Source organism: Rhodanobacter panaciterrae (assembly GCF_014651895.1).
In the GTDB taxonomy this organism is placed as follows: domain Bacteria; phylum Pseudomonadota; class Gammaproteobacteria; order Xanthomonadales; family Rhodanobacteraceae; genus Rhodanobacter; species Rhodanobacter panaciterrae.
Genome location: NZ_BMXT01000001.1, coordinates 162,454 through 188,066 on the forward strand (window position 1 = coordinate 162,454; position 25,613 = coordinate 188,066).

General features: G+C 60.0%; 19 protein-coding genes. 8 read left to right on the forward strand and 11 right to left on the reverse strand.

The window, feature by feature from the left end:
* The first annotated feature begins 22 nt into the window (after nt 1-22).
* The 5 genes from IE071_RS00760 to IE071_RS00780 all read left to right on the forward strand — a co-directional run bounded on the left by IE071_RS00760 (nt 23) and on the right by IE071_RS00780 (nt 6,095).
* A complete protein-coding gene (locus IE071_RS00760; protein WP_189439283.1) occupies nt 23-1,408 on the forward strand; it encodes a hypothetical protein in 1,386 nt (461 codons plus the stop codon).
* Nucleotides 1,409-1,538: 130 nt separating this feature from the next.
* Nucleotides 1,539-2,417 (forward strand): class I SAM-dependent methyltransferase, encoded by an 879-nt coding sequence (locus IE071_RS00765; protein ID WP_189439284.1) that lies wholly within the window; start codon nt 1,539-1,541, stop codon nt 2,415-2,417.
* Between the two features lie 169 nt (nt 2,418-2,586).
* The gene (locus IE071_RS00770) at nt 2,587-3,573 is read left to right on the forward strand and encodes a glycosyltransferase family 2 protein (RefSeq protein ID WP_189439285.1); all 987 of its coding nucleotides are present in this window, start codon (nt 2,587-2,589) and stop codon (nt 3,571-3,573) included.
* Complete coding sequence (locus IE071_RS00775; protein WP_189439286.1) at nt 3,570-3,911, forward strand: DMT family transporter; 342 nt, start codon at nt 3,570-3,572, stop codon at nt 3,909-3,911. The genes IE071_RS00770 and IE071_RS00775 overlap by 4 nt, the downstream gene beginning before the upstream one ends.
* 423 nt (nt 3,912-4,334) lie before the next feature.
* The gene (locus tag IE071_RS00780; protein ID WP_189439287.1) at nt 4,335-6,095 is read left to right on the forward strand and encodes a hypothetical protein; all 1,761 of its coding nucleotides are present in this window, start codon (nt 4,335-4,337) and stop codon (nt 6,093-6,095) included.
* 19 nt (nt 6,096-6,114) lie between these two features.
* Here the strand turns inward: IE071_RS00780 and IE071_RS00785 are convergent, their stop codons facing one another.
* From IE071_RS00785 to IE071_RS00835, 11 genes are all read right to left on the reverse strand, one after another.
* On the reverse strand, nt 6,115-6,975 hold the full coding sequence (locus IE071_RS00785; RefSeq protein WP_189439288.1) for a lysylphosphatidylglycerol synthase transmembrane domain-containing protein: 861 nt from the start codon (nt 6,973-6,975) through the stop codon (nt 6,115-6,117).
* 157 nt (nt 6,976-7,132) lie between these two features.
* Nucleotides 7,133-8,266, reverse strand: coding sequence for a dTDP-4-amino-4,6-dideoxygalactose transaminase (gene rffA, locus IE071_RS00790; RefSeq protein ID WP_189439289.1), 1,134 nt, complete (start codon nt 8,264-8,266; stop codon nt 7,133-7,135).
* A gap of 85 nt (nt 8,267-8,351) precedes the next feature.
* Nucleotides 8,352-9,059, reverse strand: coding sequence for a WbqC family protein (locus IE071_RS00795; protein WP_189439290.1), 708 nt, complete (start codon nt 9,057-9,059; stop codon nt 8,352-8,354).
* Nucleotides 9,056-10,708 (reverse strand): HAD-IA family hydrolase, encoded by a 1,653-nt coding sequence (locus tag IE071_RS00800; RefSeq protein ID WP_189439291.1) that lies wholly within the window; start codon nt 10,706-10,708, stop codon nt 9,056-9,058. The genes IE071_RS00795 and IE071_RS00800 overlap by 4 nt, the downstream gene beginning before the upstream one ends.
* Nucleotides 10,705-11,442 carry a class I SAM-dependent methyltransferase gene (locus IE071_RS00805; protein ID WP_189439292.1) on the reverse strand — a complete coding sequence of 246 codons (738 nt, stop codon included), beginning with the start codon at nt 11,440-11,442 and terminating at the stop codon, nt 10,705-10,707. The genes IE071_RS00800 and IE071_RS00805 overlap by 4 nt, the downstream gene beginning before the upstream one ends.
* Before the next feature lie 10 nt (nt 11,443-11,452).
* Nucleotides 11,453-12,427: a glycosyltransferase family 2 protein gene (locus IE071_RS00810; RefSeq protein WP_189439293.1), complete on the reverse strand. Its 975-nt coding sequence runs from the start codon at nt 12,425-12,427 to the stop codon at nt 11,453-11,455.
* 172 nt (nt 12,428-12,599) lie between these two features.
* Nucleotides 12,600-13,544 carry an electron transfer flavoprotein subunit alpha/FixB family protein gene (locus IE071_RS00815; RefSeq protein WP_189439294.1) on the reverse strand — a complete coding sequence of 315 codons (945 nt, stop codon included), beginning with the start codon at nt 13,542-13,544 and terminating at the stop codon, nt 12,600-12,602.
* A 103-nt stretch (nt 13,545-13,647) separates the two neighbouring features.
* Complete coding sequence (locus tag IE071_RS00820) at nt 13,648-14,394, reverse strand: electron transfer flavoprotein subunit beta/FixA family protein (RefSeq protein ID WP_189439295.1); 747 nt, start codon at nt 14,392-14,394, stop codon at nt 13,648-13,650.
* A 108-nt stretch (nt 14,395-14,502) separates the two neighbouring features.
* Nucleotides 14,503-17,346 (reverse strand): rhamnan synthesis F family protein, encoded by a 2,844-nt coding sequence (locus IE071_RS00825; RefSeq protein WP_189439296.1) that lies wholly within the window; start codon nt 17,344-17,346, stop codon nt 14,503-14,505.
* Between the two features lie 50 nt (nt 17,347-17,396).
* On the reverse strand, nt 17,397-19,433 hold the full coding sequence (locus tag IE071_RS00830) for a glycosyltransferase (RefSeq protein ID WP_229792687.1): 2,037 nt from the start codon (nt 19,431-19,433) through the stop codon (nt 17,397-17,399).
* A 63-nt stretch (nt 19,434-19,496) separates the two neighbouring features.
* The gene (locus IE071_RS00835) at nt 19,497-21,098 is read right to left on the reverse strand and encodes an electron transfer flavoprotein-ubiquinone oxidoreductase (RefSeq protein WP_189439297.1); all 1,602 of its coding nucleotides are present in this window, start codon (nt 21,096-21,098) and stop codon (nt 19,497-19,499) included.
* Nucleotides 21,099-21,268: 170 nt separating this feature from the next.
* Between IE071_RS00835 and IE071_RS00840 the strand changes: the two genes are divergently transcribed.
* The 3 genes from IE071_RS00840 (at nt 21,269) to cysC (ending at nt 25,538) form a co-directional block, all read left to right on the forward strand.
* Nucleotides 21,269-22,666, forward strand: a complete 1,398-nt coding sequence (locus tag IE071_RS00840; protein WP_189439298.1) for an amidase — start codon at nt 21,269-21,271, stop codon at nt 22,664-22,666.
* Nucleotides 22,667-22,752: 86 nt separating this feature from the next.
* Nucleotides 22,753-23,670 carry a sulfate adenylyltransferase subunit CysD gene (cysD, locus tag IE071_RS00845; protein ID WP_189439299.1) on the forward strand — a complete coding sequence of 306 codons (918 nt, stop codon included), beginning with the start codon at nt 22,753-22,755 and terminating at the stop codon, nt 23,668-23,670.
* The gene (gene cysC, locus IE071_RS00850) at nt 23,670-25,538 is read left to right on the forward strand and encodes an adenylyl-sulfate kinase (protein ID WP_189439300.1); all 1,869 of its coding nucleotides are present in this window, start codon (nt 23,670-23,672) and stop codon (nt 25,536-25,538) included. The genes cysD and cysC overlap by 1 nt, the downstream gene beginning before the upstream one ends.
* Nucleotides 25,539-25,613: the final 75 nt, after the last annotated feature.

Sequence of the window (25,613 nt, forward strand, 5' to 3'; positions counted from 1 at the left end):
AATATCGCGTGTCAAAAAAACCTTGCATGACTATCAAGCGAGATTGCGTATGCGGCTGTACCGCAGGTTGACCATCGGACTCTTCGCGACAATCGCTGTGACCTTGGCGGCGATTCATGCCCCGGGACAAATGTCGGTAGATTCAGTGACGGCGCTGTATGAGGGTGTGACAGGTACGGCAGTGGGCTGGGGACCGACATTTTTCGCTGCGTTTCTGGCGTGGCTGGGAGGCAGTCTCGTCGGAACCAGCATGTTCATCGCGATCAATTGCTATGCAATATATGGCTGTTTCGCTGCTCTGCTGACGAGCGGCGGATGTAAGCCGGTGCCGCGCTGGCAGCTGTTGGCGGCATTTGTGCTTGCGCTGAATCCGCTCTTCATGTTCTACGTCGGCATTATCTGGAAGGATGTCATGCTGGCGACGTTCGCGATGGTTGCCGCGACGTTCATGCTCCTTGCAGTCGATCGAAAAGGCCGCGGACGCTACCTGCTGCTCGCCGGCGCCCTGCTCGCGATCACCAGTCTGACGTTGATTCGACAGCAGGGATTCCTGGTGGCTACTCCATTCGCTGTCGTGGCAGCGTGGCTGATGGCCAGGACATGGAGAAGCACACTTCCGGGTCGAGCCATCGTGTTTTTCACATGCATCGGGTTTGTTGCCGGGACTTGCCTGATTCTTGAGAGTCTTTCAAACCAAACCGTCAAGCCGGCAGCAACTAGTCAGGTGTCAGTTGGCTTGTCGACAGTCCGCGCATACGATATTGCCGGAATAATCAATTACGCCAAACTTGGCGATGCGGCAGGATGGGCGGACGCTCCTGCTGCAGTTCAGGCCAAGATCAAGTCGTCTTACAGCCCGGAACGGATAGATACAATCTGGCATGAGCCGGTGATTCGAAATTACTTTAACTCGCTAAGTCCCAGCCAATATTCGCTGATTTGGGAGCGTGGGATCGAGCATGATCCGAAAGCTTATCTGGAGCATCGCATCAGTGCATTTATGTCACTGCTGGGATTGCGAAGCATAGAACGCTGCGTGCCGGCATACTGGGGCATTGCAGGAATCCCTGAACAAGTCGCAGCGCTCAGTCTCCGAGAAGAAATGGATGCTCGGGCCAGGGTCATAGGGCGAACTTCGTTGGAGCTGCATGAAACGCCAGTGTTTCGCAACTGGTTCTACGTGCTGATACTGCTTGTGTCGACAGCGTTTGTTGTTCTAAGGACGCACGGTGAGCAAAGGTGGGCCGCGGGTGGGATTGCGATTGCAGCATGGTTGTATCTGTTCTCATTCATACCTACGACCATCGCGTGCGATTTCCGTTATCTGTATCCGGTGGCTGGCTTGTCCACGGTTCTGTGTCTATTTCTGTTAACTCATGTTCCGCTTGCAAGGCGGGACATTGCATGACAATACCTCGTCTCGTTTGCCTGTCACGTGGACATGATTCGTCTGCGACAGACTCCAGTTTGGTATCTGTCTGGTACCGAACAATGTGGAATATTGGCCACAGTAGCGGCCTACTCGACGAGGGAATTTGATGAGCACGTGTCCAATTTGCGGCGCAGAGTTGTTTGTTGGGTTGAGATCATGGCATCTGGTTTGCGGAGTTTGCGGTTACGAAGGCAGCACACTGAATGCCCACATTCTCAGCCAGGCACCCGGCGGAGATCTCGACGAAGTGGCGCGCGAGGATGCGCTTGAGACGCTCAGGCGCTCAAATTTTCAGCGCCTGTTAGCAGCAATTCGTGGTCTGACATCGAAGACCTCCTCATGCCAACATCCGATGCGTCTGCTGGATGTGGGTTGCGCGCACGGTTGGTTTCTGGAGCAGGCTCGTGGGAATTTCGATGCGACGGGCATAGAGCCGGATCGCGGTGTAGCGGAGGCTACTGCAGCCAGGGGGCTACGCGTGCGCAAGGGCTTCTTCCCCGACGTCCTTGCTACGGATGAGCGTTACGACATTATCGTGTTCAACGATGTTCTCGAACATATCCCCGATATCAACGCCACGTTGCAAGCCTGCATGCTCCATCTGGTACCTGGTGGCCTGCTGGTGATTAATGCGCCGAATCGCATGGGCACGCTTTATCGAGTATCGAAAAATTTACTCCGGCTTGGACGATCGGGTACGTTTGATCGCATGTGGCAACTGGGATTCCCATCACCGCATGTCCACTATCTCGACACCGAGGCAGTCACAGCGCTGGCGGAACGGCATGGTTTCACCCTACTCGCCAGTGAACGATTGCCATCGGTATCGATCTCCGGACTTTATTCACGCGTGCGTTATTCGAAAGATGTATCGCCGGTGAAAGCATTGCTGTTGACGTTGGCTGTCGCAGTGGCTATCCCCGCCTTGGCCGTGCTTCCTCCCGATATCGAGGTCTGGTTCCTGAGACGCGAACCGGACGCTTGAAGCAGTTGCAAGACTGTGGCCCTATGAACGCAGTCATGTTCAAACTTGCTGCAGATTGGGCGTGCGTATAATGACCGATGGGTCAAACCAGTCTTTTAACGCCTGACATCAGGCCATTCGCCAGGCACGGACGCCGGTCTGGCAAGCCGGCCGCAAAGAGAATACAGCTATGAGCAAACGTATCGGGGTCGTGATACCAAGCTACAAGGTGCGGGATCACATCTTGCAAGTCATCATGGCGATAGGTCCGGAAGTCGATCGCATCTATGTAGTCGATGACTGCTGCCCCGACAAGACCGGTGATTTCGTTGCTGCCAACTGCATGGATCGGCGTGTGGTCATCGTACGCCATGAGCAGAATCAAGGCGTCGGGGGAGCGGTGATGAGCGGATATCAGGCTGCGATTGCCGAAGGTATCGACATCATCGTCAAAATCGATGGTGACGGGCAAATGGATCCGGCACATATTTCGGATTTCGTTGCACCAATCCTGCTGGGTGAGGCTGATTATACGAAGGGTAATCGTTTCTTTGATCTGGAGCAGATCCATGCCATGCCTAAAATGCGCCTGTTCGGCAATGCAGGCCTTTCACTTTTGACTAAAGTATCTTCAGGTTATTGGGATCTTTTTGACCCGACCAATGGTTATACGGCCATTCACCGTGATGTGGCTCGTCATTTGCCCTTCGAAAAGATCAGTCGGCGCTATTTTTTTGAGACTGACATGTTATTTCGCCTAAACATCCTGCGAGCCGTTGCGGTCGATGTGCCGATGCACGCGAAATACGGAGATGAGGTAAGCAATCTGAAAATTTCAAAGGTCATTGGCGAGTTCTTTGTGAAAAACATGCGCAATTTCTTCAAGCGAATTTTCTACAACTACTATTTGCGTGATATGTCGCTTGCTTCATTCGAACTTCCAATCGGCGTTGTCTCCGTGCTGTTCGGGCTGTTCTATGGCATAGCCCATTGGGTAAGCAGTGCAAGTTCAGGCGCCATTGCGTCGAGCGGCACTGTGATGCTTGCTGCGATGCCTTTCCTGATCGGCGTCCAGCTGATTCTGGCCTTCATCGGCTACGACGTCAGCTCCACTCCAAAGCGTGCCATACATTCCAAACTGAGCCGTTCTGCCCTCTTGAAGACGGGTGAATCGTGACCTACCTCATCGCGCTTATCTGCGTCATCGGCATTGCATCGGGCCAGATTCTGTTCAAGTTGAGCGCTGTTTCGCTCAAAAAGACCGGCAGTTTTTTCGACCCCTCGACGATGACGCTGTTGTTTTTAGCGTTCGCTCTCTACGGAATCATGACCATCGCCTGGATATGGGTTCTGCAAAAGGCTGAGCTTGGACGTATCTATCCATTGATGGCGCTCGCATTCGTTATCGTTCCGATCGGCAGCTATTTCGTTTTTGGCGAGCGGTTTCAACCTCAATACTTTGTGGGTGTAGCTTTGATCATGGCGGGCATCGTGGTGGCGGTCAGATCAGCGTAGATATTTACGGCATGGTACTCGGCCACAAGACACCACGACAGGTGATGCGCGCGTGGCGAGAGAAAAAGCCGGAACTGTTTGTCAGGCGTCCGAAGAGCCAGGCTGGACTAGGCACTGGACCACATTCTCGGGTGACGTGCGCCAAATTCTTAGTCACCTCTGCCACTCTCTATTCACATGGCGAGCGGGAGTAGTCGGTGTGATCGACGTGACCTTATTGAGCGTGATTCGACACAATAGGGGGCTCGATTTCCGATGCATTTCCAGGTTCAATTTTCGGCGCCCATCAACAATCACCGGAGCACGTGTTGGTGTTGTGTTGCGGCGAAATGAGCCTGGTGCAGATGCTGGATCGAACGCAATCGGTTCGCCGTTTAAGACGGGGTGCGTGGCGACCAAGACTACAAACGTCATGACGAGACGATGCAGTTCGCCGCGCTCAACATGTTGGACGGTCAGGTCAACGCTCGCGAATTGCCTCAGCAATGTTCCGTCAAAATTTCACACATTGCACCTGCTACCGCAGTGGTTGGTCGGCAGGTTGATTTGGATGTCGCCGCCTCAGAAGAGATCTGTTTAGTGATGGAACCGTCTGTTCGCAATTTCAAAGGTAACTGGCATCGATCGGACAACGTGGGCTTGTCTTTGGTCGTGTTACTAGGGGTGGTCGCTTGTCTCGGCACGTTTCTTCTGGATGGGCGTATCGGCTTCAGTCTGTGGGACGAGGGCTATCTCTGGTATGGCGTGCAGCAAGTGCTGCATGGCGAAGTACCCATCCGGGATTTCATGTCCTACGATCCGGGCCGGTATTACTGGGCGGCTGGCCTGCTGAGGCTCTTTCATGCGGATGGCATCGTGGCAGTGCGCGCCGCGACGATGGCGTTCGTTGCCATCGGAGTCGCTGCCGGCGGCGTGCTGGTGTGGCATCAATCTCCGGGTCGCGACATAGTGCGGTTCGGCAAGTGCGCATTGGCCATCGCGCTACTGGTCATGTGGGCTGTGCCGTGGTGGAAGGGGTACGACGCTGCGTTATCCGTCATTCTGACCGCGAGCCTGGCGTGGGTACTCACGCGCCCCTCCGCTGCGCGGTTTTTCCTGCATGGCGTCGTGATTGGAGTGGCAGCCATGATCGGCCGCAATCATGGCGTCTACGGCGTGATCGCTTGCTTGGTGGCTGCTCCGCTGCTGCTGTTGGGCACCAGCAAGCCGGCGTGGCGTCAATGCATACCGGCATGGACTGCGGGTGTCGTGCTGGGATTTGCGCCGATTTGTTTCAGCCTTGTGCTGGACCATCGTTTCGCCGCGATGTTCTGGGACAGCATTCGATTCATGCTGTTCGAGTACAAGGGCACCAATCTTCCGCTGCCCGTGCCATGGCCGTGGACGATGCATGGCGGAGGTGCGCTGACACTTTCGCTAGTCACACAGTGGCTGACAGGAAGCCTCTTCGTGCTGTTGCCGCTTTTCTGTATTGTCGGTCTTGCGGTTGTGCTGAATGGACTGCGCCGCGAACGCAATATGGCCCATGCTGGATTTGTCGCTTGTGTTGCCACGGCCATTCCCTATCTCAACGTAGCGTTCTCGCGGGCCGACGTTTCCCATCTCGCGCAAGCGATATGCCCGCTATTGATCGGTCTGCTGATCTTTCCCGTGCACGATGTTGCCCGATCCATGCACCGCTGGTTGGTCGTTCCATTGCTGCTTATTGTTTCTTTGCTAATCACGATTCCGCTGCATCCCTGGTATCAATCGCGAGTGCAATCTGGCTGGCGAGTAATCGATGTGCGCGGCGACAAGCTCCGCATGAGCGATGCCGCAGCGGCTCCTGTCGAAGCCGTCGAGAGGCTCGCAAACCGTTGCATACCCAATGGGAGCACGCTCCTCGCCGCTCCGGTATGGCCGGGGGCGTACGCGTTGCTTGGGGTGAAATCGCCGGTCTGGGAAATCTATCCATTGTTTCCGCGCGGAGATGGCTTTCAGAACCAGGAAATCGCCCGGCTGCAACAGGCGCGTCCATCGCTGATACTGATTTACGACATCAGTGTCGATGGGCGTGAGGATCTGCGTTACGCCCATACACATCCACGTGTATGGGAATTCGTGAGCGCGAATTATCGACAGATTCCGGGACCGGACAATTTGCCGGGACTCCTGGTCTACATTCCGAAGTCGACAGTGGACTGAGGATAGGATCAACCTTTGCTCAGCGGTTCCGTTGGCGATGCAGGACGAACAGGCAGGCCAGTCCCGCTAGGGCGATCAGGGGCGTGAGCAGGCGCAATGCAATCGCGATGGCATCCCCATCGGTAGCGGATGCGCCCAGCCACAGCATGATGCCGCGGCTGCCGAGTTCTGCCACGCCTATCCCGCCGGGGACCATGCTGGCGACGACAGCCAGCATGACGCCGCCAAGCAGGATGCAGACCTGGCTGAAGTCCAGCCTCACATTGATGGCAAGGATGGCGACCCACCACAGACCGGCATAGAGCATCCAGATCACGATCGTCAGCAGGCTGGCCTGAACGATGCGCTGTTTGTGGCGTAATGCCTCCAGATAAGGCTGCAGGCGAGATGGCAGCCGGTGCAAATGGCCGGTCAGCAGACCGAACAGCAAACCAGCGAGCAGCGGCAGCAGCAGGAGCAACGGAGCGAGCCATGCGAACCCGAAGTGCATGGCCAAGCCGCACAAGCCCATGCCCAGCACGCCGCTGAGATCAAGCAGCCGTTCGACAAAGAATCCGGAAGCCCCGAGCCGCCAGGCGCTGCCGTGGTGGTCGGGGATCAATCGTATCTTGATGATCTCCCCGAGCTGGAACGGCGTGAGCGCAGCGAGCCCCGCTGCCGCACCATTGGCGCAGAACGATTGCCAGAACCTCCGGCGATTCGGCTTGATCCCGAGCACGACCAGCCAGCGCAAGCCGCGCAACGAGAAGATCGCAAGTAGTAGGGGTAGCGTGCCGGCCAGCAGCAGGCCCAGACGCATGCGCGAAAGTGCATGGGCTACCGCGTGCCAATCGAACAGCCTGAGCGTAGCGGCCACGCAAACCACCACGATCAGCAGCACCAGCAGATGGCGCAAGCGATGGCGCATCAAAGTGCGCGCCGGTGGCAGTCGTGGATTGCGGCGCGATATAGCCGGATTCCTGACCGATGCGGGATCGAAGCCACGATTACTTCATGCCATGGGCTCATGACGTGTCCCGAATTGGCAAGCATGAGCCTCAGGCTAGCCCCAGAATGTGCTGCGCGGCCTGCATGACGTGATCATGCTGATCCTCCAAGCCAACCCAGAGTGGCAGTCGCACCAGACGGTCACTGGTGGCGTCGGTGTGCGGCAGTGGCCCAGCTGCACGCCCATAGCGTTGGCCGGCCGGTGAGCTGTGCAGCGGAATATAGTGGAAAACCGTACCTATGCCGGTAGCCATCATCGCCTCGATGAAGTGCGTTCGTGCTTCCAGATCGCGTAGCAGCAGGAAATACATGTGTGCGTTATGCATACAGTGATCCGGCACGATGGGACGACGCAGCGTGCCGTTCCTTTCCAGCGGAGCTGCCCATCGGTGGTAATGATCCCAGATCGCCAATCGTCGGGCGGTGATGCCTTCGGCTTCCTCCAGTTGTGCGGCGAGAAAGGCAGCAATCAATTCGCTGGGAAGGTATGACGAACCGATGTCGACCCAGGTGTATTTGTCGACCTGCCCGCGGAAAAACTTGCTGCGATTGGTACCCTTTTCGCGAATCACCTCTGCGCGTTCGATCAGCGCGGGATCATTGATCAGCAGCGCACCGCCTTCCCCGGAGATCACATTCTTCGTCTCATGGAAGCTCAGTGCGGCCAGGTCACCGATGCTTCCCAGGGCACGGCCCTTGTAGCTGGACAGAATGCCCTGAGCAGCATCCTCGATCACTTTCAACCCATGTCGTGCGGCGATCGCCATGATCGTGTCCATCTCGCAGGCAACGCCGGCATAGTGCACCACGCAGATCGCACGGGTGTGCGGCGTGATTGCCTGCTCGATCAATGTCTCGTCAATATTCAGCGTATCCGGCCGGATATCCACGAATACCGGCACGGCACCGCGCAACACGAAGGCGTTAGCGGTTGAGACGAAAGTGAATGACGGCATGATCACTTCGTCGCCTGGTTGCAGATCCAGCAGGATCGCCGCCATCTCCAGTGCCGCTGTGCATGACTGCGTCAACAGCGCCTTGCATACGCCGAGGCGCTGCTCCAGCCATGTGTGGCAGCGCCGGGTGAAAGCACCATCGCCGGACAGCTGGCCATTGGTATGGGCTTGCGCGATGTAGTCAAGCTCGCGGCCAACAAGATAAGGACGATTGAACGGAATGGTCATGGGAATGTTAGCCGTGTCGGCAATCGAAGCCATTGGCTGGCGAGACGCTGGGCTATCGAGGGTATTGGCACGATGCCCGTATTATTCATGCGGCACCATGGCGATGGCCCCAGATGTATTCAGGTGCCTGTGGCCCCGTGTTGAAGATCAGGTCGACGATACTTACCGCGTGTTCGAATGGCGGATACAGCTGGACATAGTCCGGGTAGTCAGAATAGTTTTTGAACTGAAGCTCGATACCCATTGCTTCGAATCTTGAAGGATCGAGGTAGTCAGCAGCCATCGGCCCAGAGATGTAACGCGTAGCGCCACTCAGTTGGAGAAGATCCAGGATGCGATCGAGCTTTGCCCCTTGCGCCGGATAACTGCGTGAATCGGAGAAAGTGGTATGGATACCAAGCAAGTCATGGGCTATGCGCTGCGTCATTGCCCTGTTCATGTGCGAAAGATTCGTCCAGGTCTTCCCGAGATACAGTTCTTCGAAGAAGGCAGCGTACTGCCGAAAGTAGGGCGCGCGCGAATAACTGTGACAAAGGGTCTTCCAGTGCTTCTGCTGCCAGCTCGATTCGTCCAGGCTCACTTCGCAGATGAGGCGATTGCGATTGGCGCCGGCCGGGACAGTCAGCCAGCTAGTGCCATTTGCAGTCTTGATGCGGTTTCTGGTGCGCCAGTCACGTACCGTGTACTGGACGTCATCGAGAAAAATGAACTCATCCACATCGTGGATGATGTCGAAATATCCCTTCCACGGAATATACGACGATTGAATGATGGCGACCTTGTGTCTGCTCATGGCACTAGACAGGCATGGCGGGCGGACAGCAGGCTGTCCACCATGTCGATCCTGCTGGTTAACTGTGCAGGAATTCGCGCCGCGATGCCTGCATGTGGGCTCAAAAAACCACCTTCGCGCCGGACAATCAATGCGTGCATGTATCCGGCCTGCACCGCACCGACGCCATCGCGAAAATAGTTGTCACCAATCATCACCAGATGCTTCGGTTCGGTGGAAAGTGCACGTGCGGCCTGGAGGAAGCCGGCGCTGTCGGGCTTTTCGTTACCGTGGTCTCGTGCATAAATCACGGCATCAATGCCGCGCAATTCAGGCGCATGCTGCACTTTGGCTTCTTGCGTGGCGTGCGGGTTATCGGTGAGGATAGCCACGGGCAGACCAGCGGCCCTCAATGCAGTGAGCATGGGCACAACATCAGGAAACAGGGGTGTGTCGGACACGATGGCCGCACGATAGGCTGCGATGGCGCTGTCACGCAGCGTGGTCGGGAGAGCCAGTAAGGCGAGCAAACGGTCGATGAGAAGCGCCCGCTCACCCTCGTCAATCAGTTGCGTCGCGCGCATGAGGAAAGTCGTCTCCTCGACGTGCTCGGAGAATATTTCCGGAAAGATCGCCTCGAGTTTTCGCAACATCCACGCCTTGTGATCAACCAGTGTGTCGTCGAGGTCGAAAACGATACCTTTCGGCGGATGCGCCAGACGGGGGATCACGATGTCCGTCAGTACGCGAACGGTCTTGCCCATCTTACGGACTGGCGCGGGGCTGCTGACCGCGCCATCGGCGGAATCCATGAAGAACCCGGGTAGGTTGATACATTCGCTGAGCGCATGCGTCGCGGACGTGCCGATGCGCGGATTGACGTCGGAAACAAATGGCGCATCCGTGCCGGATTGCAGCATTTGTACGTTGAACAGACCGCGGCCACCTGCGTGACTGAGGCTGTTGGCAGTGCGCTGCGCGGTATCTCCCAGTACGGTATCGGCAACCGACTCGGAGATCACCGCGAACCCGCCGGAGGTCCGCAGCCGCCTGCGCAGGACGATCGTCGAGATCTCGCCGTGCACGCCGATCGCAAAGTCGGCGGAGAACTCCTCGAATTGCGCCAGCCAGGGTGTCCATACATGTGTTGACAAGTCGCCGTGATAGGCATGCGCCTCGTCGCGGCTGTGCAGCATGACGGTCCCGCGGCCACCCCAGCCATGGCGAAGGCGACCAAACAAGGGTTGGTCGTAACTGAAGGTCAGCGGATCGACCAGTGCGGGTACGGGCAGGCCGGCCGCATGCAGGAACTCATGGGTAGATTGCTTGTCGAGCAGTCGATTCAGCAAACCTTCTTCCGCGATGGCAACAAGTACACCGCGCGCGTGCAGTTGGGCCTTCAATTGCGACAGCGCATGCAGTTCAAGCGCGGTAGCGGGGAAGATCACATTCACCCGTTCACGTGCCACCGTCTCCAGCAGGAAATCGGCGAAGCCATGCGTGTCCGAAAGCGGCGGGGCTACTAGGTAGCCATCGCAGATGTAGCGGGTAATGTTTTCCGGATAAAGGTCGCAGACGAGCACTCTCGTGTCGCTACGTTGTTGCAGTGCGCTGACCAAGGTCAGTCCCTGAAAGCCGCCGCCATTGACGACCAAAGCCGTTTTTTTCATGGGGCGCGTGCGATCAGCAGGATCCCATTGGCGATATCGGGATACTCGTAACCCACATCGATGAAGGCCTTCTCGACGCGCTCATCCAGCGACAGCTGGCGCAATTGCGATGTCGTCAGTGGCTTCAACACCAGGCCCAGTTTGTGCAGCAGGGCATAGCCGGATTCCTCGACCAGTTGGGTGATTGACTGGCTGTCGAAATAGCGTTTATGGCCTAGCTCCCGATCGAACTGGCTCAAGGCGTAGATATCCTGCATGAATCCCGCGGCCTGACCAAGCAGCCGGTGCAGCGAGCGCGCATTGGGCACCGATGCGAACAGCACACCACCCGGTTTCAGGAAGGTCCGGAAACGGCGCAGAATCAGACCCGGATCATCGACATGCTCCAGTACGAACCCCATTTCGACGGCATCAAAAGTCTGCTCGAAATGGGCGTTCTCGAAATATGTATGGTGAATCGTGACCGATGGCGGTGGTGAGGTTTCAGCTCGGTATCTTTCGATGATGTCCTGCGAGCCCTCGAGTATGTGGTACTCGGCAATATCGAGTTGCTCAAGCATCGTCCGACTGACCCGCTGTCCACCGATACCCAAGCTGAGCAGTTTGAGCGACGAGCGATCACGCAGCTGTTCCACGATCTTTTGCGCATAGGCCATCAATAACAGCTCTTCATCCCAATGGTAGGGGAACTGCTCGGTATAGGCGGCCTGATAGGCGTCGAGATTTTCTCTCATCCGGTCAACCTCAGTCGTGGAATTCGCGAACGATGAACAGCGGCCGGTTCTGTGTTTGCGTATAGATACGGGCGATATAGAGCCCGACGATGCCGAGTACGGTAATGACCATGCCGGCCATGCCGATCGTCACCAGCATCAGGGAAGTGAATCCTTCCAGCACTGCTTCAGGATGCAGCAGTTTTCTGACAAGTAGCACGATCCCGACCGTCATCGCGAGCAGGGTGACACCAAGCCCAGCCAGCAGCACCACCTTGAGCGGTGCCGTGGAAAACGAAGTGACGGCTTCCAGCAATAGTGAGAGTCGCTTGCGGAAGGAATAGGTAGAGGCACCTTCACGCTGGGTTTTCTGCACCACGATACCCAACTGCCGGAATCCCGACCAGTACATCATGCCGCCAAGAAAGACATTTCGATCGCCCAGCGATAACAACGCCTGCACGTAGCTTCGCTTCATCAGGCGTTCGCTCAACACGTTTTCCGGAATCTTGGTATCACTGAGCAAATTGAACAGTCGCCAGAACAGGGCTCCGCCGGTACGCTCTACCAGCGCTCCCTTGCGCTTCTCCTGCACGCCGTAGACGACATCCACGTCGGTCTCGCGCAGGGTGTCCAGAAAACGCTGCAGTACACCGGGGCGCACTTCCAGGTCGCAGTCGATGATGAACGTAAGATCGCCTTTCGCGTATGACAGCCCCGCCAGCACAGCCTTGTGATGACCGAAGTTCCGCGACAGGTCGACGATCTTGATGCGCTGGTTATCGGCGTGCGCGCGGATCAGGTAGGGCAGTGATTCGTCAGGCGACCCGTCGTTGACGAAGATCAGCTCATAGTTTTTGATGCCTGCCTTTTCGACTGTGGCCACCATCTCGTCGATGAAAGGGGCAAGGAATCGTTCGGATCGATAAACCGAGGTCACCACGCTGAGCGACGGTATCGTACTGGTCGGATCCTGGGGATTGGTTTTGCCGGTGGGTTTCAGCATGTGCAGGTTTCCTGCGGGTTGAAACGAAGTGACAGCCGCTCAGCAGGCATCTGCTCTGTACTTACCGCAGAGACAAGGATATCCCGGGAGATTAACTGTTAAGTATGCCCCGGATGCAGAGCCGCCCCGACAATGCGGGGCGGCTCTGCATAGTTCTCGCTCTGGATGCCGCTCAGCCCAGCACCTGTTCCAGCTCCGGAATCAGCTTGAACAGATCGCCGACCAAGCCGAAATCGGCAATCTCGAAGATCGGCGCCTCGCCATCCTTGTTGATTGCGACGATGGTGCCGGCGTCCTTGATGCCAGTGAGGTGCTGGATCGCGCCGGAGATGCCGATCGCCATGTACAGCTCGGGGGCAATGATCTTGCCGGTCTGGCCGACCTGCATCTCACTCGGCACGTAGCCGGCGTCGACGGCGGCACGCGAGGCACCCACGGCGGCCCCAATCCTATCGGCGAACTTGTAGATGATCTCGAAGTTCTCTTTCGAGCCTACGCCGCGGCCGCCGGAGACAACCTTGCTGGCGCTTTGCAGGTCCGGGCGATCGCTGCTGCCCTGCTTGAGTTCGACGTAGCGGGTATGCGTGGGCAGCGCAGCATCGATGGCCAATACTTCGATCGGGGCGCTGTTGGCACCATTGCTCGCAGCAGCCCATGAGGCGGAACGGATCGTGGCGACCACGGTGTGATTGGCGTCAGCCTCGACCGTGATGATCGCGTTGCCGGCGTAGATCGGGCGCTTGAAGGTGTGTGCGGCTTCCACGCTCATCACGTCGCTGACCTGGGCCACGCCGAGCAGGGCGGCGACGCGCGGGGCGACATCCTTGCCGAACGTGGTGGACGGTACGAATACATGGCTGTAGCCGGCGGCGACCTTGGCGATCTGAGGCGCAAGCACGGCGGCCAGCGGTTGCGCGTTCTCGGGCCTGGCGACGGTGAGTACGCGGCTCACGCCGTCGATCTTTGCCGCCTCGACGGCGATCGCGTCGACATTGTCGGCGAGTACCAGTACGTCGATGGCATCACCCTTCACCGCGATCGCAGCGCTCACCGCACGCGCGGTGGAGGAGTTGAGTTTGCCGCCGAGGTGTTCGGCGATGACCAGAATCTTGCTCATGATGTGTCTCCGAAGCTTTGTGTAGGAGCCCACCCTGTGGGCGATGCTTTTCGCCATGCATCCAGAGCATCGCCCACAGGGTGGGCTCCTACAGATAATGGGGTTACAGCAGACCTTTCTGCTTAAGCGCGGCGACCAGTTCGGCGGCATCCTTCACCATCACGCCCTTGCTGCGCTTGGCCGGTGCCGCGTAGTGCGTGATCTTCAGATGATCGTGTGCCGCGACGCCGAGTGAGTCGAACTCGATCGTGTCGATCGGCTTGGACTTCGCCTTCATGATGTCCGGCAGCTTGATGAAGCGCGGTTCGTTGAGGCGCAGGTCGGTGGTGATCACCGCCGGCAGTTCAGCCTCGATCACCTCCAGGCCGGCGTCAACCTCGCGGGTCACCGTGGCCTTTCCATCGGTGATCTCGACCTTGCTGGCGAAGGTGGCTTGCGGGCGATCCCATAGCGCAGCGAGCATCTGGCCGGTCTGGTTGGCGTCATCGTCGATCGCCTGCTTGCCCAGGATGACCAAGCCCGGCTGCTCCTTCTCGATCAGCTTGAGGAAGACGCGGGCGGCGGTCAGCGGCTGCACCGATTCGCTGGTGAGTACGTGGATCGCGCGGTTCGCGCCCATCGCCAGGCCGTTGCGCAGGTGCGCTGTAAGGTCGGCCGGACCGATGCCGACCACGATCACTTCTGTGGCGACACCTTTCTCGCGCAGGCGCAGCGCCTCTTCCAGCGCGATGTCGTCGAACGGATTGGCGGACAGCTTGACGCCATCGGTGACCACACCGCTACCGTCGGGCTTGACCTGGATACGCACGTTATAGTCCACGACGCGCTTGTAGCCGACCAGAATTTTCATCGGTGGATCCTTGCAGTTTGTACGATAGGGCAATAAAGGCTGCCATTGTAACGTGAGCCCTCTTTTCACGCTGCATAGGCACTTCACGGCCCTGGAGCAGGCCTTTCGCTAAGCCTTGTGGCCGCTGGCGGTGATCACCTCGCCGCGGCCGGTGTAGTTGTCCTCGACACGAAGCGCTTCGGCCCATTTGCCCAACTGCCACAGTCCAGTCCCGATGCAACGCAGTGGTTCTTGGACATGGATGCTGTCGAAGGCGAGGTCGGCTGTCTCTGCACCTGTCACGTTGCAGACATCGTCGATGAACTGTTGTGCGCCGGCCTGGATGCGTTCGATCATGTTCCACTTACTCGTGTTCACCGCATTCGGAAAGTGCACGGGGAGGGGGGTGCCAGAGCCGGATTCGAAGTGTGAAAACTGGCCATCCGGAGAGGTAAGGATGGCCTCGAGCATGAGGTGGAACTTCATTACAGGCGATTCGGAGGGGTCGCCGCGGCGCTCATCGAAGAAGCGGGCGCGAGCCCAGCCGTCATTTACCTGCACCTGGTCCATGGCCTGTTTTGCAGCGAAGTAGGCACCACCCAGCGTATGGCCTGTCAGTTTCGAAAGTTGGGTCTGGATGGTCCCTGCGTATCCGATGTCGGCGACGATGACGCTGCCTTCGCCTGCTTGGGCTTCCCAATATTTCATGTAGAGATCGCGCTCTTCCCTGGCGATATCGAGGATGGTCGCAGCGAGCGGGCGCAGCCAATCAATAATCCTTGTGCTCATCTGCGGCAGGAATACCTCGGTGGCGACGAAGGGTCTGCCCAGATGTTTGGTTGCGACAGCAGTAATGCGTGCACCGAGTCTGACATTGAGCAGGTTTTCCAGCGATCCGGTATAGGGCGCGCTGAATATCCCCGCCAGATCCTCGATCGTGCGCAGTGCTGGGGTGTTCACCCCGCGTCGCGAAACCAGCAGGTAGCGTGCCTGGATGACGCCGAGATGGGGGCTTGCCATCTGCAGTCTCTGGAATGCGCGCTGAAGCAAGTAACCTTCGCGGCTGAGGAAGAGAATCCTTCCCGCCCCGCTGTCCAGCGTCAGGCGAGCTAGCCAGATGACGTAGTCGAGAACCAGCGGGCCCATGACGGTGTAGCCCAAGGTCTCAGGTTCTTCGATGGCCAGAGGCTGGCCAAAGGTGGTGGGATGGCCGTCGGCCAGTTCGTTGAAGTGGTTGGCGACCAGCCCAAGCCATAACTGATCCTGCCAGCGGTCAGGCTGCCCTGATTTCGGGCGCAGGCTGCGCAACGCAGGGACGACATCCAGCAGTGAGCTGGAGCGCAAGGCATGTACGGGGTGAATAAATCCCATCGCCAAGGGAAGTTGAACGTCGGAGTGCTCGTTGTCTCCAACATGCAGCCACTGTCCGGTTGGGACATTCTCGATTTTCGGCAGATGCCGCCATGCCTCGGCGGTGTCCTTGCGCCAGCCGTTCTCGCATGAAACGTGGATTTTCTGGAGAGTGTCCGAAACCACCGGAGGGAGTACGCGGCGCAGTTCGTCTGTGCTGAAATACATGTCGGATACGGCAACGATACGTTTGTCAGAGTGGGCAAGCTCACGGATGGAATCGATCAGGGTTGCCCTTGGCTTCAGTAGACGCTTTTCAGTGTCGAGCTCCAGCTCGCGGAGATCCGCCACGGAGATCCCTCGCAGTTCGGCCGTGTTTGCCATGGTGTCGTAGATGATGGTGCAGTCGACATCGCGCCCATGCTTAATGCGCGCCATCGTTTCGGCGCGGGACCTGAGAGTGGCGAAATCCATCAGTCCAAATTTTTTCTCGACGAGATGAGCGAGGTAATCCCGCGCGCCCGACGGATGCAGGAACGGGCGCGTCACCAGGGTATCGAACAGGTCAAACGAGACGATCTTTGCATCGATCGCGGCGAAACGGACCTTGTGCGCCAGCGGAGCGGTGAAATAGGTCATCCAGTTCCGCTCTCCCTCGCTTCTCAACGTCGCCGTGCCATCCGCAGGAATGACTCCGAGCACCATGCCCTGGTGCCGAACGATCAGACCGAGCATTCGCTCCACGACATGCTGTGTGGTGCCGTCGGTCTGGCCCTGCTCTTCCGGGAAGGCATCCAGCGGCAACTTCAGTTCGTACAGCGGACGCAATGCATCGGTGCGGGCCCAGAACATCGAGCCGGCTGGGTAATCCAGATACGCCATGGGATTGATGCCCACCCCAAGTCGCGTCCCCAATTCGCGCGCGGGGCCGCTGTTGGATAGCCATGTATGCGCCCACAACGGCATCGAGATGAAACTTTCCGGGTAGACCATGCCGAGGCGCGGCATGGCCTGGAACATGCCAAGGATCCAGGCCACCCGATCGTTGCTACCGAGCAGGGCGTCAATCAGGTAACGCCGCCACTTCCCCTGTTCGCTGCCGGAGTAGAGCGACTTCTTGGTGTGAATATGGCAGATGAGATCGAGAGCCAAGACCTCTTCGCGGAAGGTCAGCAGGAACGGTGCAATGTCACGACCACGGTTGGGTACGACACGGACATGCAAGGTCTGGACGTTCGGAATCTTTCCGAAACGCGACAGCGCCGCGATCCTGGTCTGCTCATCGATGACCGAAACCATCAGGACGAACGGAACGGGTACATGCGCGACATCATTCGCGAGTTCGTCGAGCAAATCCGCGTAGAAGACATGGATCATGATGCCGAGACTGAGTTCGAGCTGGCTCAGCTGGCTGGCTGTCGGAAACGATATGGCATCGGGTGAAGTAGCGGCGCGGGGCTCAGCTTGTCGCGATGCGCGGATTCGCTGCGCGAAGCCGCTCCAGCCGAGCGCCCGGACGACCCGTAGGCTTCGGGCAGCCACCGAGCGCACCCCAGCCCATCCACCGCCGTGTCGGTCAATGGCGGCGCGTATCAGGTCCACGATGGCAGCGAGTTTTCTCATGACTACCATTGGCGCAACGTCGTCGGGCTATCCATGAGAGGCATTCGCGATCAACCGAGAGTGCGCTGCAGGACGGCGGCTGCGGCGTCCGTCGAGAAATGTTCGCGCACGTTCGCCATGCCGTTGACGCTAAGGGTTTCCCATAGCCTGATGTCGTCATGCAGGCGCACTACGGCGGTGACGAAGGCGGCAGCATCTTCTGCCACCAGTACATCAATCTCATCGTTCAACTGCATACCTTCGACGGCGATCGATGTGGCAACCACGGGTACACCGTAACTCATTGCCATATTGATCTTGCCTTTCACGCCGGCCCCGAAACGCAAGGGTGCCAGCGACGCTAGGCAGCTTTCGAGCCATGTCGCCAAGTCCGGCACTCGCCCATGAAAATGGAGACCTGGCGAAGCCAACTGCTGACGTATCAGCTCGGGCACGTCACCCAGTATATGCACGCGGATATCGGGCAGCACTTCGCGCAATCGCGGCAGGATCTCGCCAGCGATCCAGCGGATCGCGTCGCTGTTTGGTGGATGGCCGTAGCCGCCGATGAAGACCAGACCCTTGCGTTGTGCGTGGGGATGTCGGCAGCCGTGGACATCGTGGATATTGGATAGCAGCTCCACCCGGGCTTGCGGCAGCATCTGCGCAAGCAACGCCTGTTCGTGCGGGCTGACCACGAAGGTGGCATCGCATTGACCGATCAACGCCAATTCGCTGCGACGTGACGCTTCGGCCTGACGGGCCATGGCGGAATTGCTGCTCAGTTCCGCGGCGCGTTGTTCGCGCAAAAAGTGCAGATCCACCGTGTCGAACAGCAGCTTTGCCTGTGGTGCGTGTTTGCGCACCAGGTCGGCGTATTGGCCGGCTACGGTGTGGCGGCACAGGATCACTGCGTGCAATTCGCTGCCGTGTTCACGCAGCCACCCAGGCAGCTCGGACACCCACGGCTTGCACAACACCTCGACACCAAGCGAGCCGAGTGCCGTGATCTCCTGCGTGCTGGCGCGACCATCGTCGGGTAAAAAGCTGGTGGACCAACCCTGTTCATCCAGCAGGCGCAGGATCGCCGATAGCCGCAGCGAGCCCGAATCGCGCGCAGGCTCCGGCGTCATCGTATCCACCACCAGGATGCGGCCGCGCGCACGCCAGCGAACCGCGCGTTCCAGCGATGTGCCGACGGGCGGTTGCGAGGCAAGTTCGACCTTCCATTTATCGACGAACTTCGCCTGATTGATCACCTGATGGCGTTTGATGCCGCTGGTGAGGTCGGTGCCCGCTGTTATGCCTTCGCAGTGGATGATGGTGCTGGTCGGCTCGTAATAGACACGCAGGCCGAGTTGACGTACCGCGAACGCCAGATCGGTGTCCTCGTAATAGGCCGGCGCATAGCGGTCATCGAAGCCGCCAACGCGCTGGAACACCTCGCGGCGCATCAGCAGCGAGGCGCCGGAGACGTAATCAGTTTCGCGGCGATAGCGGAACGCGGGTGCGTCGCGTAGTTCGAAGCGGCCGGTGGCCCAGCAACTGCCGTCGGCGAATACCAACCCGCCGGCCTCCTGCAAGCGACCATCCGGATAGACCAGTCGGCTGCCGGCGATGCCACAGTCGGCGCGTTCGGCGAAGCAGCGCAGCAAGGCATCCAGCCAGCCGGATGTCACCTGCGTATCGTTGTTGAGAAACAGCAGAAACTCGCCGCGCGCCACGGCGGCACCGGCATTGCAACTGCCGATGAAACCGAGATTGCGCTCATTGCGCAACAACCGCAGGCCGGCGACTTGCGCCAGTGCGGTGGCGCTGTCGTCGGGCGAGGCATCGTCCACCACGATCACCTCGAACGGCGCTTGCGCACCGTGTCGGGCCAACGAGCGCAGGCAGGCGAGGGTATGGGCGAGCTTGCCGTGGATCGGTATGACGATGGAAACCTGTGATTCTTCAGCTACCGGCAGCGTAAACGGCGCGAACGCCTCATCCAGCGGCAGCAGCGACAGGTCTTCGTCGTGTTCAGGTCGTGACTGGAACTCCTGACGCATCCGCGCCAGCGTGCCGCGCCAGCCACGCAGGGCAAAGCTGCCACGTGTACGTTGCAACAGATAACTGAGGCGTTTCAGGCGCCATGGCAGATTGCCGATCAGCGGAATGCCCTCGGCCGCTCAGAGGTTCTGGTAATTTGGCCCGGAGCCGCCTTCCGGCGTGACCCAGGTGATGATCTCGTACGGATCTTTGATGTCGCAGGTCTTGCAGTGCACGCAATTCGCCGCGTTGATCTGCAGCCGCTTGGCGGCGCCATCGTCGACGATCTCGTAGACATTGGCGGGACAGAAGCGGGTGCACGGGTTGCCGTATTCGGTGGTGCACTGATCGATGCAGATATTGGTGTCGGCCACGTGCAGGTGGATCGGCTGGTCCTCGTCGTGTTCGGTGGCGGCGAAGTAGACGCCGGCGAGGCGATCGCGCGGAGCCAGCGTGCGCTGCACGTAGTCGCGCTTCGGCTCTTCCTGCGTGCCCAGCTTGTGCAGCGACGACCAGTCGGCCTTGTTCTTCAGCGTCCACGGCGAGGCGCCGCCGGTGACAGTTTCCCATGCGGCATTCAACATGCCGAACCACAGGCCCTTCTTGAAGGCGGGTTTGATGTTTCGGACTTTCTTCAGCTCCGCCATCACGTCGGAGCCGCGCAGCTTCGCGTCGAAGCCGGCAGGTTTCAGCCCGTTGGCGACCAGGTGCTCGGCGGCAAGCATGCCGCTCTTGATCGCCTGATGCGTGCCTTTCACCTTCGGCACGTTGAGAAGGCCCGCGGTGTCGCCGATCAGCAAGGCGCCAGGCATCTCGCATTTGGGCAACGACTGGTAGCCGCCGGTGACGATCGCGCGGGCGCCGGCCGAGAGAATCGTGCCGCCGTCCAGCAGCGGTTTCATCATCGGGTGGTTCTTCCACTGCTGGAACGCCTCCCACGGCTGGTAGTTCGGGTCGCTGTAGTCGAGTCCACTGACGTAGCCGAGCGCGATGCGATCCTTGTCCAGGTGATACAGGAAGCTGCCGCCATAAGTATGTGTATCGGCCGGCCAGCCGAAGCTGTGCACGATCTTGCCCGGGGTCACGCGCCCGGCCGGCAACTGCCACAGTTCCTTGATGCCGATGGAATAACCCTGCGGGTCGCTGTCCTGATCCAGCTTGAAGCGCTTGATCAGCTGCTTGGTCAAGCTGCCGCGAGCGCCTTCGGCGAGTACGGTGACCTTGGCCTTGATGTCGATGCCTTCGGTATAGCCGGGCTTGTGCGTGCCGTCCTTCGCCACGCCCATGTCGCCGATGCGCACGCCGGCGACTGAACCGTCCTCGTTATAGATGGTGTCGGCGGCGGCGAAGCCGGGGAACACGTCCACGCCCAGCGCTTCGGCCTGCGGCGCCAGCCACGCGCACATCGCGCCCAGCGAAACGATGAAGTTGCCATGGTTCTTCATGCCTGGCGGCACCGGTAGCTTGCGCCCGCCGGTTTTCGACAGAAGCCAGAACTCGTCTTCACCGGCCGGCACGCAGATCGGCGGTGGGTTGTCGCGCCAGCCCGGCAGCAGCGCGTCCAGCGGCTGCGGCTCGATCACCGCGCCGGACAGGATCTGCGCGCCGATAGTCGAGGCTTTTTCGATCACACACACGCTCACATCGGGCTTCAACTGCTTGAGGCGGATCGCGAACGACAGCCCGGCCGGGCCGGCGCCGACGACGACAACGTCGTATTCCATGGTTTCGCGTTCGCTCATGGCGGACTCCGTTGTGTTGGGGCTGGTGCAGGCGGTTGCCGTGCGTGGCGGTATGGATCAGACCGCCATTGTCCGGTTTCAGATGCTGCGCGGCAACGCGTGCTGCGCTACCGCTTGCAATCACTTGACCAGACGCGGCGATAATCGCGACATAAACGTAAGGAGTACCCATGAATTCGATGCCGCCGATCGCCGATCTTGACCTGCGTCGGGCCTCGTTGTGCCAGCTGCTGCACTGGCTGGCAGTGGGCCGGGTGCAGCCGCAGGCGCTGGCCGACGCCTATCAGCACGCGATCGAGCGGCTCAACCCCGAACTCAACGCCTATGTCGACCAGCGCTCGGGCCTGCTGCAGGAGCAGGCGCACATGGCCGATCGGCGCCGCCGCGACGGCGTGATCGGGCGACTCGACGGCATCCCGTTGGCGTTGAAGGACAATTTCGACATGGCCGGCTGGCCGACACGAGTGGGTTTGCCGGGTCGCGAAAAACCGGTGCAGGACGACGCGCACGTGGTGGCGCGGTTGCGTGCGTCCGGTGCGGTACTGGTTGGCAAGACCAATATGGACGAAGGCGCGCTGGGCGCAGCGACCGACAATCCGCATTTCGGTGCCACCCACAATCCGCATCGGCATGGCTACAGCGCCGGCGGTTCCTCCGGCGGCGCAGCGGCGGCGGTGGCGGCGGGTCTGGCCGTGGCGGCGGTCGGTTCGGACAGTCTCGGCTCGATCCGCATCCCGGCCAGCTATTGCGGTGTCTATGCACTGAAGCCCACGCATGGCGAGATTTCCGCCCGTGGCCTGGTGCCGGCGGCGCGTCGACTTGATGCAGTCGGCCTGCTGGCGCGCAGCGTAGACGATCTCACCGTGCTGTTGCAGGTGCTGGCCGGTTACGACGCCGACGATGCGCGCTCGCGCCGGCGCCGCGTCGCCTTCGCGCTGCCGGACTGGGAGCCGGGCAATCTGCGTGCGGGTCTGCTGCCGGATCTGGCCGCGGTCGGCGTGCAGCCGGAAGTCATTGAAGTATTCGAGGCAGCCATGGCGAAGCTGCCGCATGCGCTGGGCGATCGGCGCACGGTCGATTTTGCCGACTGGAATTTCAGCCGCACTCGTCGCGCCGGTCTGCTGCTGATGGAGGCGGAGATGCTCGGTACGTTCGCCACCGATCTGGCGAACACCGAACGTCCGGTGTCTGCACGTTTCCGCGACATGCTCGGCTATGCGGCGGGCAAGAGCGCGGCCGACTACGCGGTGGCTGATCGCGTGCTCGACGCGGCCACCTTGAAGATGCGCCGCTTGTTCGCCCAGGTCGACGTGCTGGTGTTGCCGACCACGCCGCAGGGCGCGTTTCCGCTGGATGGCCCGGTGCCGGATTCGCAAGCCGACCTCACCAGTTTCGCCAGTCTGGCCGGTTGTCCCGCGGTGAGCCTGCCGATGGGCAGCTTGCCGAACGGCATGCCGGTCGGGCTGCAGCTGGTCGGCGCGCGCGGTTCGGACTTGCGTCTGCTGGAACTGGCGGCGGTATGCGCCGCGACGCTGGATGCGGAGCCAACGTATCCGGTGATCGCCTGAGGATCGCGTAAGATGTCGAGTCTTGCACGGTGTCGCGCGGCACCGTTGATACGCCGTTGCGGCAAAAACATTCTGACTCTTCCGGCATGACGACAGCTTCCCTGCAAACCCATTCCCACCTCGACGATCTCGAGGCCGAAAGCATCCACATTTTTCGCGAAGTGCAGGCGGCCTTTCAGCATCCGGTGATGCTGTATTCGATCGGCAAGGATTCCTCGGTGCTGCTGCACCTGCTGCGCAAGGCGTTCTATCCGGCGCGACCACTGATGCCGGTACTGCATGTCGATACCACGTGGAAGTTCCGCGAGATGATCGCGTTTCGCGATCAGGTCGCGGCCGCCGGCGATGTTGAAGTGCTGGTGCACATCAACGAAGACGGCGTGCGCCAGGGCATCTCGCCGCTGACCCACGGCGCCACCGTGCATACCGACGTGATGAAGACCGTGGCGCTGAAACAGGCGCTGGACCAGTACGGTTTCGACGCGGCAATCGGCGGGGCGCGCCGCGACGAAGAGAAGTCGCGTGCGAAGGAGCGCATCTTCTCGTTCCGCAATGCCCAGCATCGCTGGGACCCGCGCAACCAGCGCCCCGAGTTCTGGCACACCTACAACACGCACATCCGCAAGGGCGAGAGCGTGCGGGTGTTTCCACTATCCAACTGGACCGAGATGGACGTGTGGCTGTACATCCAGCGCGAGAACATTCCGGTGGTGCCGCTGTATTTTGCCAAACCGCGCCCGGTGGTCGAGCGCGATGGCGCGCTGATCATGGTCGACGACGAGCGCTTCGTGCTGCGTGAGGGTGAGTCTGTGCAGATGCGTGAGGTGCGCTTCCGCACGCTGGGCTGCTACCCGCTGACCGGTGCGGTGGAGTCCTCGGCCGACACGCTGGCGAAGATCATTGACGAAATGGCCAACTCGCGCAGTTCCGAGCGACAGGGTCGGGTGATCGACCAGGATCCGACCGCATCGATGGAGCGCAAGAAACAGGAAGGCTATTTCTGATGAGCGTATCGACCGCACCTGGCCTGCTGCGCTTCATTACCTGCGGCAGCGTGGACGACGGCAAGAGCAGCCTGCTCGGTCGTCTGCTGTACGACGCCGGCATGCTGCCGGACGATCAACTGGCCGCGCTGGCCCGCGACAGCCGCCGGCAACATGCCGATGCGAGTGACGTGCTGGATTTCTCGCTGCTCACCGACGGTCTGGATGCGGAGCGTCAGCAGGGCATCACCATCGACGTGGCGTATCGCTACTTTCATACCGCGCGGCGCAGCTTCATCGTGGCCGACTGTCCGGGCCACGAGCAGTACACGCGCAACATGGCCACCGGCGCGTCCAATGCCGAGCTCGCGGTGGTGCTGGTCGATGCGCGCAAGGGTGTGCTGCCGCAGACGCGTCGACATACCTATATCTGTGGCCTGCTGGGCATCCGGCAGGTGGTGCTGGCGGTCAACAAGATGGATCTGGTCGATTACGACCCGGTGGTCTATGCGGCCATTGCCGCGCAGTACCGCGTGCTGGCGCAGGAGATGGGCATCGTCGAGGTGCATTGCCTGCCGGTGGTGGCGTTGACTGGCGACAATGTGGGTGCGCGTTCGTCACGGATGCCCTGGTACCAGGGCGACAGCCTGCTCGAACTGCTGGAAAAGGTCGAGGTCACGCCGTTCCGTGCCGCCGATTTCCGCATGCCGGTGCAATGGGTGAATCGCCCGGATCACGCGTTCCGCGGTTACGCCGGCACGATCTGCGGCGGCCGGGTGAGCTGCGGCGACGAAGTCATCGTGCAACCGGGTGGACAGTCGGCGCATATCGAACGCATCGTCAGTGCCGATGGCGATCTGCCGAGCGCGGCGGACGGGCAGGCGGTGACGCTGTGCCTGGATCGCGAGATCGACGTCAGCCGCGGCGACGTGATTGCCGATGCGCTGCGTCCGGCGCCGGTGTCCGATCAGTTCACATGCCATCTGCTGTGGATGGGTGATGCCACCTTGTTGCCCAACCGTACCTACTGGCTGAAGATCGGCACGCGCACGGTCAATGCGCGGGTGATGTCGATCAAGTACAAGGTCGACGTCAACAGTCAGGCCAAGCTCGCGGCACGCCATCTCAGTCTCAACGAAGTGGGTTACTGCACGCTGGGGCTGGATGACGAGATCGCGTTCGAAGCCTATGCCAGCAACCGCACGCTGGGCGGCTTCATCCTGATCGATCGCCAGAGCAACGCCACCGTGGCATGCGGCATGCTGGATTTCGCGCTGGGCCGATCGGCCAACGTGCACTGGCAGCACGTCGATATCGACCGCACGGTGCGCGCCGCCAGCAAGGGCCAGCATCCGTTGTGCCTGTGGTTCACCGGCCTGTCTGGCGCCGGCAAGTCCACCATCGCGAACCTGGTCGAGCGGCGGCTGCATGCGCTCGGTTATCACACCTATCTGCTCGACGGCGACAATGTACGCCACGGCATCAACAAGGATCTGGGCTTCACCCCGGAGGATCGCGTCGAGAACATCCGGCGCATCGCCGAGGTGGCGCATCTGATGGTGGACGCCGGGCTGATCGTGCTGGTCAGCGCAATTTCGCCGTACCGCAGCGAGCGGCAGTCGGCACGCGAGCTTTTTGACAAGGCGGAATTCATGGAGGTGTTCGTGGATACGCCGCTGGAGGAATGCGAACGGCGTGACGTCAAGGGTCTGTATCGCAAGGCGCGTGCGGGCACGATCCGCAATTTCACCGGTATCGACGCACCGTACGAACGACCCGAGGCGCCGGATATCCACCTGTTGAGCAACGGAGAACGCGCCGAGCAACTGGCCGAGCAGGTCACCGTAGAGCTGTTGGCTAGACTGGACAACAGCGGCAGCCACGAGTGACGCGGCGGCATGATCGAGCGGGCAACGCTTGGATTGCCCGGGGCCGGCGGCGATAATACGGAACTCCCCCCGTAA

Bases quoted from the DNA above. Each gene is read 5' to 3' on its own strand.
- IE071_RS00825 (WP_189439296.1), bottom strand. From the start codon at position 17,346: ATGAGAAAACTCGCTGCCATCGTGGACCTGATACGCGCCGCCATTGAC.
- IE071_RS00810 (WP_189439293.1), bottom strand. From the start codon at position 12,427: ATGCTGAAACCCACCGGCAAAACCAATCCCCAGGATCCGACCAGTACG.
- IE071_RS00795 (WP_189439290.1), bottom strand. From the start codon at position 9,059: ATGAGCAGACACAAGGTCGCCATCATTCAATCGTCGTATATTCCGTGG.
- IE071_RS00765 (WP_189439284.1), top strand. From the start codon at position 1,539: ATGAGCACGTGTCCAATTTGCGGCGCAGAGTTGTTTGTTGGGTTGAGA.
- IE071_RS00835 (WP_189439297.1), bottom strand. From the start codon at position 21,098: ATGAGCGAACGCGAAACCATGGAATACGACGTTGTCGTCGTCGGCGCC.
- IE071_RS00815 (WP_189439294.1), bottom strand. From the start codon at position 13,544: ATGAGCAAGATTCTGGTCATCGCCGAACACCTCGGCGGCAAACTCAAC.
- rffA (WP_189439289.1), bottom strand. From the start codon at position 8,266: ATGACCATTCCGTTCAATCGTCCTTATCTTGTTGGCCGCGAGCTTGAC.
- IE071_RS00780 (WP_189439287.1), top strand. From the start codon at position 4,335: ATGCAGTTCGCCGCGCTCAACATGTTGGACGGTCAGGTCAACGCTCGC.
- cysD (WP_189439299.1), top strand. From the start codon at position 22,753: ATGACGACAGCTTCCCTGCAAACCCATTCCCACCTCGACGATCTCGAG.
- IE071_RS00820 (WP_189439295.1), bottom strand. From the start codon at position 14,394: ATGAAAATTCTGGTCGGCTACAAGCGCGTCGTGGACTATAACGTGCGT.
- IE071_RS00840 (WP_189439298.1), top strand. From the start codon at position 21,269: ATGAATTCGATGCCGCCGATCGCCGATCTTGACCTGCGTCGGGCCTCG.
- cysC (WP_189439300.1), top strand. From the start codon at position 23,670: ATGAGCGTATCGACCGCACCTGGCCTGCTGCGCTTCATTACCTGCGGC.
- IE071_RS00805 (WP_189439292.1), bottom strand. From the start codon at position 11,442: ATGAGAGAAAATCTCGACGCCTATCAGGCCGCCTATACCGAGCAGTTC.
- IE071_RS00770 (WP_189439285.1), top strand. From the start codon at position 2,587: ATGAGCAAACGTATCGGGGTCGTGATACCAAGCTACAAGGTGCGGGAT.
- IE071_RS00800 (WP_189439291.1), bottom strand. From the start codon at position 10,708: ATGAAAAAAACGGCTTTGGTCGTCAATGGCGGCGGCTTTCAGGGACTG.